The following is a 14,652-nucleotide window of genomic DNA, read 5'->3' as shown; positions in this document are numbered from 1 at the left end:
GGGGAGAGTTATTCAGCGACCGAGTCGTTGAACGGGTTGACCAGGGCATCGGCGATCAGCTTCTGCTGTTCGATGATGTGGTCAGCCATGTGTCCAGCGGCCGGCGATGCCGAACGGGCGCGACCCGCGTAATGGATGCTCTGGCCATCGGCCAGGCACGCCTGCAGGTGGTGACGGATCTGGTACCAGGCACCCTGGTTCTGCGGTTCTTCCTGACACCACACCACATCGGCCGCCTTGCCGTACTTCTTCAGCTCTGCTGCCAGTGCCACGCGCGGGAACGGATACAGCTGCTCCACGCGGATGATGGCGACATCGTCCTGGCCACGCTTGGTCTGGTCTTCCAGCAGGTCGTAGTAGACCTTGCCCGAGCACAGCACCACGCGCTTGACCTTCTTGGCGTCTGCGTTGGCATCGCCGATCAGATGCTGGAACTCGCCGTTGGCCAGTTCGTCCAGGGTCGACACGGCCAGCTTGTGGCGCAGCAGCGACTTGGGCGACATCACGATCAGCGGCTTGCGGGTGGTCATGCGCATCTGGCGACGCAGCATGTGGTACGCCTGCGCCGGGGTCGACGGCACGCAGACCAGCATGTTCTCCAGCGCGCACAGCTGCAGGAAGCGCTCCAGACGCGCGGAGCTGTGCTCCGGGCCCTGGCCTTCATAACCGTGCGGCAGCAGCAGGGTCAGGCCGGTGATACGGCCCCACTTGGCTTCGCCGGCCGCGATGAACTGATCGATCACGACCTGGGCGCCATTGGCGAAATCGCCGAACTGGCCTTCCCAGATGCACAGGGTGTTCGGATCGGTGGTGGAGAAGCCGTACTCATAGGCCATCACCGCTTCTTCGCTGAGCAGCGAATCGATGATGGTGGCCTGTTCCGGCGACTCGACCAGCTGGCGCAGCGGCAGGTAGTAGTTGTCGGTCTTCTGGTCGTGCAGGATCGCGTGGCGGTGCGTGAACGTACCGCGGCCCACGTCCTGGCCGACCAGGCGCAGGTTGTTGCCTTCGTCTAGGATCGTGGCGTAGGCCAGGTTCTCGGCAAAGCCCCAGTCGCCCGGGATCTCGCCGGCGGCCATCTTGCGACGGTCGTCGTAGACCTTGGCCACGCGCGAGTGCAGTTCCACGCCTTCGGGCACGGTGTTGATCATCTGCGCCAGCTGCTTGACCTTCTCCATGCCGACCGCGGTGGAAACCGCGTCGGAGAGCTTGCCGTTGAGCAGCTTGGGCCAATCCACGTACATCTTGCTGGTGGCCGGGGTCTTTTCGACCTGGGCCAGCTCGGTGGTGACTTCGCCGGCATCGAGCTTGTTGCGGTAGGCATCGACCAGCGCCTTGCCGCCACCGGCTTCGATCACGCCGGCAGCTTCCAGCGCCGCGGCGTACAGCTCGCGGGTGGTCTGGTGCTTGCGGATCACCTGGTACATCAGCGGCTGGGTGATCGCCGGTTCGTCGGCCTCGTTATGGCCCCAACGGCGGTAGCACATCAGATCGATGACCACGTCCTTGGCGAACTTCTGGCGGAACTCGAAGGCCAACTGGGCAGCGAACACCACGGCTTCCGGATCGTCGCCGTTCACGTGCAGCACCGGGGCGGCGATCATCTTGGCCACGTCGGTGGCGTAGCGCGTGGAGCGCGTATCCAGCGGGTTGGACGTGGTGAAACCGACCTGGTTGTTGACCACGATGTGCACCGTGCCACCGACGGCGAAGCCGCGGGCCTGGGACATCTGGAACAGCTCCATCACCACGCCCTGGCCGGAGAAGGCCGCGTCGCCGTGGATCAGGATCGGCATCACCTGCTTGCGGGCGGTATCGCCACGACGTTCCTGGCGCGAGCGCACGCTGCCGGCCACGACCGGGTCGGCGATTTCCAGGTGCGACGGGTTGAACGCCAGCGCCAGGTGGACGGCGCCGCCCGGGGTGGAGACGTCGGCGGAGAAGCCCATGTGGTACTTCACGTCGCCGGCGGAGGCGTGGTCGTCGTGCTCGAACTTGCCTTCGAACTCGTCGAACAGCTTGCGCGGGCTCTTGCCGAGGGTGTTGACCAGCACGTTCAGGCGGCCGCGGTGGGCCATGCCGATCACCACGTCCTTGACGCCATCCTTGCCGGCGTCACGGATGATGGTGTCCATCATCGGGATCAGCGCATCGCCGCCTTCCAGCGAGAAGCGCTTCTGGCCGACGTACTTGGTGTGCAGGTAGCGCTCCAGACCCTCGGCAGCCGTCAGGCGCTCCAGGGTACGGCGCTGGGTGTCCGCGTCCAGGTTGTAGCTGCCACCGGCCAGTTCCAGGCGCTGGTACAGCCACTGGCGCTGCTCGACCTCGGAGATGTGCATGAATTCCGCACCGATCGAGCCGGTGTAGGTCTTCTTCAGGCGCTCCAGCAGGTCGCGCAGTTTCATGCGCGGCTGGCCGGCGACGCCGCCGGTGCTGAACTCACTGCCCAGGTCGCTTTCCGACAGGCTGTGGAACGGCAGGCCCAGATCCGGCGGATTGGTCGGCGCGGTCAGGCTCAGCGGGTCCAGGCGGGCGGCCATGTGACCACGCGAACGGTAGGCGGTGATCAGGCGACCGACATTGCGCTCGCGCTCGTCGCCTGCACCGGCGGCCGTGCCGCTCTTGACGGCATTCCTGGCGGCGTCGGCAATGTGGGCGATGACGGCCGAATGCGGAATATCACCGGCTTCGCGGCCCTGGAAGCCGTCGAAGTAGGTCTTCCATTTGGGATCGACACTGTCCGGAGAAACGAGGTACTGCTCGTACAGATCCTCGATATAGGAGGCGTTGCCGCCGGCGAGCTGCGAAGATTGCGCAAACTGCTTCAGTTGATTGTCCACGATGGAGAGTCGGATTCGCTTGTGGGGTAAGGCTTCGATGATCCGGCAGGGAAAAGTGAATAGCCCTGCGCGGGCGGTATCTAACACCCCAAATTGTACCCCCATCGAGACAGGAAGGGGCACCGTACGGGCCAGTGCGGGGCCTGCGGTGTCATTCCCAGACAGGTTCGGGACCGGGGTGTGGGCTACAGCCCGAGCGCGCGCAGCTCGCTGCAATCACGCGAACGTTCCCATACGCGCTGCAAACCGTCCTGCAACGGCCGCGAACGTGCCGGCTGGGACACGCCCGCCTCGCCGTCGAAGCGATGCCCGCTACTACGAAAGTAGTAGTCGCCGGCGTCATTGAGCAGGCAGGCCGATGCCGTCGCGCGGTCGATCGGATCGCTCACTTCGCGCACCCGGAAGACGCTCGGCAGGCGCTGCAGCAGGCTCAACACGGGCGAGCCGGCCTGACGGATGGCGGCGCTGTCGTGGACGATCAGCCAGGCCTGTTTGTCGTAGCGGGCGGTGGCGTAGCGGCGCAGTGCTTCCAGCACCGGCGGTGCATCGAGCAGGCCGGGGTCGAGCTGGCGGCTGTGGATCCAGAGCTGGCGGCGGGCGCGGTGGACCAGCGCGGTGGTGATCGCAACCGCGTCCTCGGCCCGGTCGATCGCGACCGCCCCGGACAGGACAAGGCGCATGTGCTGGTGGGCGATGCCGGCCTCTTCGAAGACCTCGCCCTCGGGCAGGAAGCCCTGCCGGGTATAGAACACGCGGGCCGGCAGCTGCGCATGCAGCCCGACCTCGCGCCAGCCACGAGCTTTGGCCTGATCGATCAGGGCCTGCAGCAGGGCGTCGCCGACCCCTTTGCCGCGCCATGCCGCAAGCACCGCCATCCGGCCGATCCGGCCCTCCGGGGTGAGCCGGCCGGCACCGATCGGCGTGCCGCCGGTGTCCCGGGCCAGGACGTGCACGCTCAGGGGATCGAGCGCGTCGATCTCCAGCTCGGCCGGTACCTGCTGTTCGTCGACGAACACGGTGAACCGCACCCGGTGCAGCGCGGCGTGCTGCGCCGGGTAATCGACCACGTCAACCTGGAAACCGGGGGCGGCCATGGCGGGCGGGCGGATCAGCCGCGCGGGGGCTCGTCCTTGCCGTCGGCCTCGTCGCTGTCGTCGAAATCGACGATCACCTCGATGCCGTCGTCGTGGATGGTGACCTCGTGCACGTCGGCCTGGATGGCCTCGTCATCGATGACCTCGACCGCGTCGGTGCCGTCGACGATGTCGTACTCGGCGACGTAGTCGTCTTCGTCCTCGAACCCGGCATCGTCCACCAGCTGGTAGAAGCCGCCGGCGACCAGCGCCTGCACGGCATCACGGCCCTTGGCCGAGAGCTTCTGGTACAGCGCCGCACCGATCTGTTCGGTGCCGGCCAGTACCTGGGCATCCTTGACCGGCAGGGCGAAGTCCAGGCCGCTGCAGTACAGGCTGGCGCCACGCTTGGCACGGCGCCAGGCCAGCCGCGCCCACGGGTGGCGCTGCAGTTCCACGCCTGCGCCCAGTGCGGCTTCGATCTCTTCGCGCGGCAGTGGTTCGCCGTGCGCCATCACTTCCCCGGCGGCGCGGTAGGTGGTGATGAAGCGGCCGAACCAGTCGCCCAGCTTGTCCGGGTCGTTCATGCGGATCGCATTGAGCGCCTCGACCACGCGGTTCATCGAGACCACGTCGATCTCGTTCGGGTCCTCGGGCACCTTCAGGTCCGGATCCTGGTAGCGGATGGACTCGTCGGCACCGTCGATCAGGGTATCGAGGTAGTCGCTGATCAGCTCGGCCGAGGCCGGGGCACGCATGCCGAAGGAGAAGGTCAGGCAGGGGTCTTCGGCGACGCCGTTGTGCGGCACGTTCGGCGGCAGGTACAGCATGTCACCCGGGGCCAGCACCCAGTCGTGGGTCGGCTTGAAGCGGCGCAGCAGCTTGAGTTCGACGTCGTCGCGGAAGTCCAGCGGCGGACGCTTGCCCTTGATGGATTCGCTGGCATCGATCTGCCAGCGGCGGTGGCCATGGGCCTGCAGCAGGAAGACGTCGTACTGGTCGACATGCGCGCCGACCGAGCCGCCGGTGGCGGCGAAGCTGATCATCACGTCATCCATGCGCCAGCGCGGCAGGAAGTTGAAGTGGCTGATCAGGGCGCGCACGTCGGCGTCCCACTTGTCCACGTCCTGGACCAGCAGGGTCCAGTCGTGGTCGGGCATGCCGGGGAATTCTTCTTCCTGGAACGGGCCGGTGCGCACGCTCCAGCCATCGGTGGCGCGGTCGTGGGTGATCAGGCGCGACAGCGCGCCTTCCTCGCAGGCCAGGCCGGCGAGGTCTTCGGGCTGGACCGGCGTTTCGAAATCGGGGAACGCGCCACGGATGAGCAGCGGTCGCTTCTGCCAGTAATCGCGCAGGAAGGTGGCAGCGGGCATGCCCAGCGGCAGGCCGGGGCGGGCCTGGATGTCGATGACGGGGGTTTTGGTCTTGCGTGCGGCCATGGGGGAGATCCTTGCAGCGTATAGACGGGTAGTGGGGGGGGCGCGACGGTGCCACGCCCATGCCTTCAGATCGCCTTGGCCAGGTCCGCCGCCAGGCCGATGTAGCCGCCCGGGGTCAGGGCGCGCAGGCTCTGCTTGGCGTCGGCCGGCAGCTCCAGGGATTCGACGAAGGCCTGCATCGACTCGGTGGTGATGCCCTGGCCACGGGTGAGGGCCTTGAGCTGTTCGTAAGGGTTGGGCAGGCCATGGCGGCGCATGACGGTCTGCACGGCTTCGGCCAGCACTTCCCACGCGGCGTCCAGGTCGGCGTCCAGGCGTTCCGGGTTCACGGTCAGCTTGCCCAGGCCCTTGGCCAGCGAGTCCAGGGCGACCTGGGTGTGGCCGAAGGCGGTGCCGACCGCACGCAGCACGGTGGAGTCGGTCAGGTCACGCTGCCAGCGGCTGATCGGCAGCTTGGCGCTGAAATGCTCGAACAGGGCGTTGGCGATGCCGAAGTTGCCTTCGGCGTTTTCGAAATCGATCGGGTTGACCTTGTGCGGCATGGTCGACGAGCCGACTTCGCCTTCCTTGAGCTTCTGCTTGAAGTAGCCCAGCGAGATATAGCCCCAGACATCGCGGGCCAGGTCGATCAGGATGATGTTGGCGCGGCGCGCGGCATCGCCGATCTCGGCGACGTTGTCGTGCGGCTCGATCTGGGTGGTGTACGGGTTGAACACCAGGCCGAGGCTTTCCACGAAGCGCTGGGCGAAGGTCGGCCAGTCCACGTCCGGGTAGGCGATGACGTGGGCGTTGTAGTTGCCCACCGCGCCGTTGATCTTGCCGGTCAGCTCCACCGCGGCGATCTGGCGGCGCTGGCGCTCCAGACGGGCCACGACATTGGCCACTTCCTTGCCCAGCGTGGTCGGCGAGGCGGTCTGGCCGTGGGTACGCGACAGCATCGGCTGGGCAGCCTGGGCGTGGGCGAGGGCGCGCAGCACGCCGGCGATGTTGTCCAGCGACGGCAGCAGCACCTCGCGGCGGGCCTGCTCGAGCATCAGGCCGTAGCTGAGGTTGTTGATGTCTTCGCTGGTGCAGGCGAAATGCACGAACTCCAACGCCGGGCCCAGCTCGGCATCGGCGGCGAGCTGTTCCTTGATGAAGTACTCCACGGCCTTGACGTCGTGGTTGGTGGTGCGCTCGATCTCCTTCACCCGCGCGGCGTGGGCCGGGGCGAAGTCGTCGGCCAGGGCGCGCAGGCGGGCGGTGGCAGCGGCCGAGAACGGGGCCAGTTCGACGATGCCCGGCTCATTGGCCAGTGCCAGCAGCCATTCCACTTCCACCTTCACGCGGGCCTTGATCAGGCCGTATTCGGAGAAGATCGGGCGCAGGGCGTCGACCTTGCCGGCGTAGCGGCCATCGAGCGGGGACAGGGCGAGCAGGGCGAATTCGGACATGGCAGGGCGCAGGTCGTTGGCAGCGGGGGCCGTCATTCTACGCTGCCCCGGCGTCCTCGGCCTGTGCCATGCGCACCGTCACCGCCTGGATCCGGTGCCCGGCCATGCGCTTGATCGTGAACAGGTGCCCGTCGATCTCCAGCTGCTCGCCTTCCTCGGGCAGGCGCTGGAGCTGGTGCACGATCAGCCCGCCGACCGAATTGAGATGATCGGGCGCGCTCAGGTCATGCCCCAGCAGGCGCTCCAGCCGGAAGATGGAGGTCGAGCCGGCCACCAGCAGGGTGCCGTCCGCGCCGCGCGTCGGGGCGTCCTTGACGATATGCGGGTGCTCGTCCTCGATATCGCCGACCACCACTTCCAGCAGGTCTTCCAGGGTGAAGTAGCCCAGGATGCGGCCGTGTTCTTCCACGCACAGTGCCAGGTGGGTGGTGCCGGTGCGGAAGCGTTCCAGCACCAGCGGCACCGGGGTCTCCAGCGCGATCAGGTTGGCCGGGCGCAGCAGCGGGCGCAGATCCTCGGTCGGATGGCCGCGGGCGATTTCCACCAGCAGGTCCTTCATGTGCAGGATGCCGAGCACTTCCTCGCCATCGCGGTCGAACCAGGGGTAGCGGCTGTAGCGGCTCTCGGCGAACTCGGCCATGACGTCGGCCAGGCTCATCCCGTCGCGGAACGAGCGCATATGGTCGCGTGAGCGCATCAGGTCGCCGGCCACCAGTTCGGGCAGTTCCAGCGCGTGGCTCATCAGGGTGAGGTCCTGGTCCGGCGCGCTGCCGGTGGGCTGCTGGCGGCCTACGATGAGCTTGAGTTCCTCGCGCGAATAACGGTGCGAGGTGTGCTCCACGTCCCCCCAGCCGGCCGCTCTGAGCAGCGCGTTGGCGCTGTTGTTGAGCAGCCAGATGGCCGGGTACATCGCCCAGTAGAACAGGTACAGCGGTGCGGCCGTCCACAGCGACATCGCTTCCGGGCGGCGGATCGCCATCGATTTCGGGGCCAGTTCGCCCAGCACGATGTGCAGGAACGAGATGATGCTGAAGGCGATGATGAAAGCGGTCAGGCGCGAGGCCTCCGGGGTCAACCCCAGCGTATCGAACAGCGGCTGCAGCAGATGCGCGAACGCCGGTTCACCCACCCAGCCCAGGCCCAGCGAGGACAGCGTGATGCCCAGCTGGCAGGCGGACAGATACGCATCCAGGTGCGCGTGCACGTTGAGCAGCAGGCGACCGCGCCAGCCGTTTTTTTCCGCAAGGCCCACGGCCTGGGTGTGGCGCAGCTTGACCAGCGCGAACTCGGCGGCCACGAAGAAACCGTTGAGCACCACCAGCAGCAGCGCCAGTGCAAGGAGCAGGAGGTTGCCGATCATCCACGGCCCCGCAGCACGGCTGCCAAGGCGAGAACGGCACCGGCGGTCGCCAGGGCGGCGAGGGCGGTCATCGGTGCGTGCGCGGCGGCACGCCCGGTACTACTGTCGGGATCGTCACCCATGGGGGCGGCAGTCTGTCTGAATGGAAACGAATCCCGAGTCTAGCCGATCAGTCGCTTTCTTGGGTTTCAGCGGCGCTTGAGAGTATCGTGATGTGCGCCGCCAGCCAGGGAATCAGGCCCGTTGCCAGCCGCAGGTTCCCTTTCATCCACGAAAGACGTGCGGAGTTGATGCAATGAGCAAGGGTTTCAGGATTGAGCACGACAGCATGGGCGAGCTGCAGGTGCCCGTTGATGCGTTGTGGGGCGCGCAGACCCAGCGCGCCGTCGATAATTTCCCGGTGTCGGGCCAGCGTATGCCGCGTGGTTTCATCCGCGCGCTCGGCCTGGTCAAGGGCGCTGCGGCGAACGTCAACGTCGAGCTGGGCTATCTGCCGCGCAACATCGGCAAGGCCATCGAAGCCGCTGCGGCGGACGTTGCCGACGGTCGCCACGACGCGCACTTCCCGATCGATGTGTACCAGACCGGTTCGGGCACCTCCTCGAACATGAATGCCAACGAGGTCATCGCCACGCTCGCCAACCGCGCGGGCAAGGCCGGCAAGACCGCGGTGCATCCCAACGATCACGTCAACCAGGGGCAGAGCTCCAACGATGTGATTCCCACCGCGCTGCGTGTTTCCGCGCTGCTGGGCGTGCATGAGCAGCTGCTGCCTTCACTGGTGCACCTGCGCAAGACCATCGACAAGCGCGGCCGTGCGCTGCGCAAGGTGGTCAAGACCGGTCGCACCCATCTGATGGACGCGATGCCGCTGACCTTCGAACAGGAATTCGGTGCGTGGTCGGCGCAGTTGTCTTCTGCCCAGGAGCGCATCGAGGACAGCCTCAAGCGGCTGCGGCGCCTGCCGCTGGGCGGCACCGCGATCGGCACCGGCATCAATGCCGATCCGCGGTTCGGCACGCTGGTGGCCAAGCAGCTCAAGCAGCAGACCGGCATCAAGTTCGACAGCGCCGAGAACAAGTTCGAAGGCCTGGCCGCACAGGACGATGCGGTTGAACTGTCCGGCCAGCTCAATGCGTTGGCGGTGGCACTGATCAAGATCGCCAACGACCTGCGTTGGATGAATGCCGGTCCGCTGGCCGGGCTGGGCGAGATCGAACTGCCGGCGCTGCAGCCGGGCAGCTCGATCATGCCGGGCAAGGTCAATCCGGTGATTCCCGAAGCCACCGTGATGGTGTGCGCCCAGGTGATCGGTCACCACACCGCGATCACCGTGGCCGGCCAGACCGGCAACTTCCAGTTGAACGTGACGCTGCCGTTGATCGCGGCCAACCTGCTCGATGGCATCAACCTGCTGGCCAACATCACCCGTCTGCTCGCCGATACCGCGATCGCCGGGCTGAAGGTGCGCGAGGATCGCGTCCGCGAGGCACTGGATCGCAACCCGATCCTGGTGACGGCCTTGAACCCGATCATCGGCTACGAGAAGGCGGCGGCGATCGCCAAGCGCGCCTATAAGGAACAACGCCCGGTGCTGGACGTGGCCAAGGAAGACAGTGGCCTGTCCGAAGCCGAACTGCGCAGGCTGCTGGATCCGGCGGCCCTCACTGCCGGTGGCATCCATGGCGGTGGTGGTGGGGGCGGTTGACCGCTCGCACTACCTGAAACGAAAAACGGGCCGAAAGGCCCGTTTTTTTGTGCGTGAGCCCCGTAGCGGCCGGCGGGCCCCAGGGCAAAATCAAGGAGGAGGCCGTCGCCGCCAGGCGGCGGACGGGGGACATTTGCCCAGGGGCCTCCCGGTCACTGCGGGGCTCGCGCACACACTCAGTGGCGAGCGGCCTGCAGGTTGCCGAAGGTTTCGGTGTAGTCCTTGAATTCCGGAATCTTCGTGATCAGGTCCGGCGGGATCGGCTGCATGCCCTCGGGGACCTGGATCTTCACCGAGCGCTTGGCCGGGTCCGGCGGGGCGTCGGTCAGCGTGTTCTGGCGCAGCACCTGCAGCTGGCCGAACATGCCCTGCAGCATCGCCTGCTGCTCCTCGTTGAGCGGAATTTCGATCTCATCGATCTTCATGTGCCCGTTGGGCAGGATGATGATGTTCGGCGCAGGCGCGCGGCGCACGGTAACCATGCCGTCGCTGACGGTGATCTTGGGCTTGCTGCGCTCGGCGCGGTGATTGCGATACTCCTGGTCGCAACCGGTGGCAACCAGGCAGAACAGGGCGAACAGCAACAGACTCAGCTTCTTCATGAGCAGGCAACGCATGCGACGGGAGGGGAGATTGTAGTCCTCCCGCCCCCGGAAGGGCCTGCCTGCGACGCATCGTCGCAGGCAGTGCCGGGATTACCTGCCGCAGTCGTCGATGTCGCTCTGGTCCATCGTCGCGTACGGCTGGAAGGCCGGCAGCGCGGCCGCCAGCGCCTGCTGTTTCGCCATCATGGCCGGCAGCAGGCCACACAGCTTCTGGGCCTGGTCCTCGATCTTCTTGGCCTCTTCATTCACCCGTGCCTCGATCCCCTGGGTATCGCCGGAGAACATGCCCTTGATGGCTTCACCGGCGGCTTTCACGCCCAGATTGGCACCGGCGACGCCGATTTCCATGCCGGCATTGGCGAGCTGCTCGACCTGCTTGCGGTAGTCCAGCAGCAGCGCACGCTGGTGAGCGTCCACGGTGACCGGCTTGCCGTCGATGAGCAGGTCGCCCTGGGGGCTGATCTCCGCCTTCGGCGTCTTCCCGTTGGCGATGGAGATGTTGCCCTGGCTGATCTCCCGGCGGGCCTTGTCGGTGGCCTCCTGTACGGTCTTGCCGATGCCATCGGTATCCAGCGCGCTGGTCGCCGGGGCGGCGGCGCTCTGGTCGGCGGGCGCCTTGCCCTTGCCACTGTCGGGGGCGGTACAGGCCGCGATCGGCAGGCACAACAGCAGGGCAGGCAGCAGCAGTCGAGTCGTCATGATGCGTATCCGTCAGAGGAGAAGAGAGGCTTACTTGCCGCGCGGCAGTTCAACCCGGCCGCGGACGTTGCTGTGGCGGATATCGCCGCTGCCGCTGTTGGCCACGCGCAGGTCGCCGCCGACATCGCGGACGGTGACATCGCCCGACCCATGACGGTCCACGGTGACGCTGCCGCCGATATCGCGCAGGTCGGTGTCGCCGGAGCCGACGGTGCCGACGCGCACGTTTCCCTTGGTTTTTCGCACATCGGTATCACCGGAGCCGACCACGCCGATCTCGACGTTGCCACCGACGGTATCCAGCTCGAAGTCGCCCGAGCCGATCGTGCCGACCTTGGCGTCCCCGCGGATGTTGCGGGCCTTGAAGTCGCCGGAACCGACCGAGAGCAGGTTCAGCGCACCGGCACCGTCAAGGATGACATCGCCCGAGCCGACCGCTGCAGTCACCAGGCCGTTGATCTCCTGAACCTTGATGTCACCCGAGCCGACGTCGGCGCTCAGCGAGTGCGCACCGGTGACGCTGGCATCGCCCGAGCCGACCTTGAGCTGCACCAGGATCGAGTCCGGTACGGTGCCGCGCATGTCCAGGTAGGCATAGCTGCTGCCGCTGATGGTGAGCGTGTTGCGGGCGTCGCGCTGCAGGCGGACAACGAGCTTGTCGCCGACCTTCTGCTGGGTCACGGTCAGTTCGCGCAGCCAATCCGCATTGGAGGCGCAGGCGCGCCCCCCGAGCTGGGCCGCGCCCGGGCCAGCCTGCAGCACCAGATCGTGCTGGTTCACTTCGAACACCACTGCCTTGGCGCCGGCCAGGTCGAGCTTCAGGTCACGGGCTTCGTTGAACTTGCATTGCGGTTCATTGGCGAGCGCGGTCAGCGGCAGCAACAGCAGGGAAGCAACAGTGAGCATGCGGATCATGGGTGGTTCCTCGATGAAGGGCGGGGATCAGATTTCGCCGGCGCGGCGGCGCAGGCGGATGGCCAGGAACAGGAACACCACGCCGACGGCAGCACCGATCCACAGTTCCGGCATCGCGAAGGCAGCCAGCTGATGGCTCGGGCCCAGCTCGTTGACCAGGTTGTCCATGTTGCCGGCGTTACCGCTGAACATCGATTCACCGCGGTAGAACTGGTCGGTGGCCGGCACCGCGCTGAGCAGCAGGCGGCCGACGATGTGCTTCCAGAACCAGCCACCGGTCAGGTCGAACAGGGTCATGACCTTGGTGGTACTGACAATGATGCCGGCGAACAGCGGCAGCATGACGGCCCACAGGAACGGCTTGGTTTTGGCCCAGGCCGAGCACAGCAGCAGCCAGCCGACGGTCGGCAACGCCCAGAGCAGGTAGACCGGAATCCAGGACAGATGGCCGGCGATGATGGTCAGCGGGCTGGCCGGTCCCCAGATCAGCATCATCGGGTCGCCGCCGTGGGCGATCACCACGATGGAGATCATCACCAGGAAGCCGAACATGGTCAGGGCCGAGGCGATCACCGCGATGATCGGCGCGATCAACAACGCGCTCAGCGCCTTGGACAGGACCGTGGACGTATCCGACAGCGGCAGCGACTTCCAGAACAGGATGCTGCGGTCGCGACGGTCGTCGTACAGGGCGCCCAGACAGTAGAAGAACACCACGAAGGCAAGCACGATCAGCGGCCAGCCCGAGCTCAGGATCAAGGTCAGATCCAGGCCATTGGCCAGGTCCTGCAGGTTCTTGGCATCGAGCTTGCTGGTCAGCAGGCTCAGGTCCAGGCCGTTGATGCTGACGTTTTCGTCGTTGAGGTGGATGCCGCCGCTCTTGACCGCACGGTGCATGGCGACCAGGCCGAACACGATGCCGAGCAGGCTCATCACCAGCGAGATGCCACCGGCGATCACCGGCGCATACAGGAACCCGCCGCGGTTTTCCCAGTACTCACGCTTGAGCAGCCACTTGAACGCGCTGGCCTTGCTGATGGGGTGGTTGACGGTGTTCATGCGTAGGTTCCCTTCATGATGGCCACGAACAGATCCGCCAGCCCGGGGCTGCGGATTTCGCCCAGGGGCGTGAGCTGGGCGCGTGGCACCCCGTCGAACAGCAGGACGGTCTTGCCGAAGGGCAGGGCGCGTTCATCGATCGGCTTGAGCGCGCGTGCGGCCTCCACGGCGTCGGCCGAGACCAGTACTTCGGTATAGCGTTCGCCGATGTCTTCCATATCGGTGGTGAGCACGATGCGGCCATCACGGATGAACATCACATCGGTGAGGATGTGTTCGATCTCTTCCACCTGGTGGGTGGTGACGATGATGGTCTTCTGCTCATCGAAGTAGTCCTCCAGCAGACGCTGGTAGAACTCCTTGCGGTACAGGATGTCCAGGCCCAGGGTGGGCTCGTCCAGCACCAGCACCTTGGCGTCGATGGCCATCACCAGGGCCAGGTGCAACTGCACGATCATGCCCTTGGACAGTTCACGTACGCGCTGCTTGGGGTGCAGCTTGGTGGAGGCCAGGAAGCGCTCGCAGCGCGCCCGGTCGAAACGCGGATGGGTGCCGGCGACGAAGTCGATCGCCTCGCGCACCTTCATCCAGCGCGGCAGCACGGCCACGTCGGCGATGAAGCACACCTCGTTCATCAGCGCGTTGCGCTGCTCGGTCGGGTCCAGCCCGAGCACGCGCAGCTCGCCTTCTACCGAGGTCAGGCCGAGCAGCGCCTTGAGCAGGGTGGTCTTGCCGGCGCCGTTGGGGCCGATCAGGCCGGTGATGCGGCCGGGCGCGATCGTGAAACTGGTGTTGTCCAGCGCCACGGTCTGTTTATAGGCCTTGCGCAGGCCTCGAGCGGAAATGACGACATCACTTGCAACGGCATTCATGAGGATTTCCCCTGGGGCAGCAATTCGTCGAGGTTCAGGCCCAGGCGCTGGATACGCTCCAGGACCAGCGGCCATTCTTCATTGAGGAAGCGGTCGCGCTCGCTGCTGCGCAGCTGCGTGGCCGCTTCTTCGGTCATGAACATGCCCAGGCCGCGGCGCTTCTCGACCAGGCCTTCATCAGCCAGTTCCTGGTAGGCGCGCGATACGGTGATGGGGTTGAGCTGGTACTCGGCGGCAACCTGCCGGACCGAGGGCAGGGCGTCGCCAGGCTTGATGATGCCGTCAAGCATCATGGCGATCACGCGCTCCTTCAGCTGGCGGTAGATCGGAGCACCATCGCTCCATTGAATATCGCTCATGGTCAGCTCCGTGGGTTCAGCGACTGCGCGAATGAGAAGTAAGGCATGGACAGGGAGCTGTGCAGCCGGCGGGGGGGCGTGGGGGCGCCAGTGGCGTTCCCTGCCTCGATGACGCCTGCGTCCTGCGGGCCTTCAAACATATCGGTGCTGGCGGCAGGGCTGCCAGCGTCACCGGAGGGGAGGCCGAACCAGCCAAGCAGCAGCAGCGCCGAAGCGGCGATGATGGCGGTGGCGGAGTGGCGGTGGCGCATGCGGTTCATGGGCTTCCCCTGTCTAGGTGACTGGTGTTG

13 protein-coding genes are annotated in these 14,652 nt (G+C 66.3%); 1 reads left to right on the top strand and 12 read right to left on the bottom strand.

Annotation, left to right across the window (positions count from 1 at the left end; translation table 11 throughout):
* Window positions 1–8: 8 nt before the first annotated feature.
* The 5 genes from ACWV8V_RS08155 to ACWV8V_RS08135 form a co-directional block, all read right to left on the bottom strand.
* Entirely contained in the window at window positions 9–2,840 is a 2,832-nt protein-coding gene (locus ACWV8V_RS08155; protein WP_123730799.1) for a 2-oxoglutarate dehydrogenase E1 component, read from the bottom strand.
* 185 nt (window positions 2,841–3,025) lie between these two features.
* Complete coding sequence (locus ACWV8V_RS08150; protein ID WP_455899429.1) at window positions 3,026–3,934, bottom strand: GNAT family N-acetyltransferase; 909 nt, start codon at window positions 3,932–3,934, stop codon at window positions 3,026–3,028.
* 14 nt (window positions 3,935–3,948) lie between these two features.
* Window positions 3,949–5,352 carry a ribosomal protein uL16 3-hydroxylase gene (locus ACWV8V_RS08145; RefSeq protein ID WP_259261574.1) on the bottom strand — a complete coding sequence of 468 codons (1,404 nt, stop codon included), beginning with the start codon at window positions 5,350–5,352 and terminating at the stop codon, window positions 3,949–3,951.
* 65 nt (window positions 5,353–5,417) lie between these two features.
* Window positions 5,418–6,785 (bottom strand): adenylosuccinate lyase, encoded by a 1,368-nt coding sequence (gene purB, locus ACWV8V_RS08140; protein WP_259261651.1) that lies wholly within the window; start codon window positions 6,783–6,785, stop codon window positions 5,418–5,420.
* 37 nt (window positions 6,786–6,822) lie between these two features.
* Complete coding sequence (locus ACWV8V_RS08135) at window positions 6,823–8,145, bottom strand: hemolysin family protein (protein ID WP_259261575.1); 1,323 nt, start codon at window positions 8,143–8,145, stop codon at window positions 6,823–6,825.
* Window positions 8,146–8,440: 295 nt separating this feature from the next.
* On the opposite strand from ACWV8V_RS08135, the gene ACWV8V_RS08130 reads away from it, so the two are divergent.
* A complete protein-coding gene (locus tag ACWV8V_RS08130) occupies window positions 8,441–9,853 on the top strand; it encodes a class II fumarate hydratase (RefSeq protein ID WP_455899428.1) in 1,413 nt (470 codons plus the stop codon).
* A gap of 176 nt (window positions 9,854–10,029) precedes the next feature.
* Here the strand turns inward: ACWV8V_RS08130 and ACWV8V_RS08125 are convergent, their stop codons facing one another.
* The 7 genes from ACWV8V_RS08125 to ACWV8V_RS08095 all read right to left on the bottom strand — a co-directional run bounded on the left by ACWV8V_RS08125 (window position 10,030) and on the right by ACWV8V_RS08095 (window position 14,622).
* Window positions 10,030–10,455, bottom strand: a complete 426-nt coding sequence (locus tag ACWV8V_RS08125) for a hypothetical protein (RefSeq protein WP_121037947.1) — start codon at window positions 10,453–10,455, stop codon at window positions 10,030–10,032.
* Window positions 10,456–10,548: 93 nt separating this feature from the next.
* Entirely contained in the window at window positions 10,549–11,157 is a 609-nt protein-coding gene (locus ACWV8V_RS08120) for a YggN family protein (RefSeq protein ID WP_259261577.1), read from the bottom strand.
* Between the two features lie 30 nt (window positions 11,158–11,187).
* Window positions 11,188–12,072: a GIN domain-containing protein gene (locus ACWV8V_RS08115; protein ID WP_455899427.1), complete on the bottom strand. Its 885-nt coding sequence runs from the start codon at window positions 12,070–12,072 to the stop codon at window positions 11,188–11,190.
* Between the two features lie 27 nt (window positions 12,073–12,099).
* Window positions 12,100–13,131 (bottom strand): hypothetical protein, encoded by a 1,032-nt coding sequence (locus ACWV8V_RS08110; protein WP_455899426.1) that lies wholly within the window; start codon window positions 13,129–13,131, stop codon window positions 12,100–12,102.
* Window positions 13,128–14,003: an ABC transporter ATP-binding protein gene (locus tag ACWV8V_RS08105; RefSeq protein WP_259261580.1), complete on the bottom strand. Its 876-nt coding sequence runs from the start codon at window positions 14,001–14,003 to the stop codon at window positions 13,128–13,130. Before ACWV8V_RS08105 ends, ACWV8V_RS08110 begins: the two co-directional genes overlap by 4 nt.
* A complete protein-coding gene (locus tag ACWV8V_RS08100; protein ID WP_019185943.1) occupies window positions 14,000–14,362 on the bottom strand; it encodes a GntR family transcriptional regulator in 363 nt (120 codons plus the stop codon). Before ACWV8V_RS08100 ends, ACWV8V_RS08105 begins: the two co-directional genes overlap by 4 nt.
* A gap of 2 nt (window positions 14,363–14,364) precedes the next feature.
* Window positions 14,365–14,622 carry a hypothetical protein gene (locus ACWV8V_RS08095; RefSeq protein WP_455899425.1) on the bottom strand — a complete coding sequence of 86 codons (258 nt, stop codon included), beginning with the start codon at window positions 14,620–14,622 and terminating at the stop codon, window positions 14,365–14,367.
* Window positions 14,623–14,652 lie beyond the last annotated feature (30 nt).

The sequence above is a fragment of the Stenotrophomonas sp. Ker107b genome (assembly GCF_053847245.1).
The sequence above is the reverse complement of the archived record's forward strand: the minus strand, read 5'-3'. Positions and strand labels throughout refer to the sequence as shown.

Coding starts and splice junctions, on each gene's coding strand:
- ACWV8V_RS08095 (WP_455899425.1), bottom strand. CDS start 14,622: ATGAACCGCATGCGCCACCGCCACTCCGCCACCGCCATCATCGCCGCT.
- ACWV8V_RS08115 (WP_455899427.1), bottom strand. CDS start 12,072: ATGATCCGCATGCTCACTGTTGCTTCCCTGCTGTTGCTGCCGCTGACC.
- ACWV8V_RS08135 (WP_259261575.1), bottom strand. CDS start 8,145: ATGATCGGCAACCTCCTGCTCCTTGCACTGGCGCTGCTGCTGGTGGTG.
- ACWV8V_RS08120 (WP_259261577.1), bottom strand. CDS start 11,157: ATGACGACTCGACTGCTGCTGCCTGCCCTGCTGTTGTGCCTGCCGATC.
- ACWV8V_RS08150 (WP_455899429.1), bottom strand. CDS start 3,934: ATGGCCGCCCCCGGTTTCCAGGTTGACGTGGTCGATTACCCGGCGCAG.
- ACWV8V_RS08105 (WP_259261580.1), bottom strand. CDS start 14,003: ATGAATGCCGTTGCAAGTGATGTCGTCATTTCCGCTCGAGGCCTGCGC.
- ACWV8V_RS08100 (WP_019185943.1), bottom strand. CDS start 14,362: ATGAGCGATATTCAATGGAGCGATGGTGCTCCGATCTACCGCCAGCTG.
- ACWV8V_RS08130 (WP_455899428.1), top strand. CDS start 8,441: ATGAGCAAGGGTTTCAGGATTGAGCACGACAGCATGGGCGAGCTGCAG.
- ACWV8V_RS08125 (WP_121037947.1), bottom strand. CDS start 10,455: ATGAAGAAGCTGAGTCTGTTGCTGTTCGCCCTGTTCTGCCTGGTTGCC.
- ACWV8V_RS08110 (WP_455899426.1), bottom strand. CDS start 13,131: ATGAACACCGTCAACCACCCCATCAGCAAGGCCAGCGCGTTCAAGTGG.
- ACWV8V_RS08145 (WP_259261574.1), bottom strand. CDS start 5,352: ATGGCCGCACGCAAGACCAAAACCCCCGTCATCGACATCCAGGCCCGC.
- purB (WP_259261651.1), bottom strand. CDS start 6,785: ATGTCCGAATTCGCCCTGCTCGCCCTGTCCCCGCTCGATGGCCGCTAC.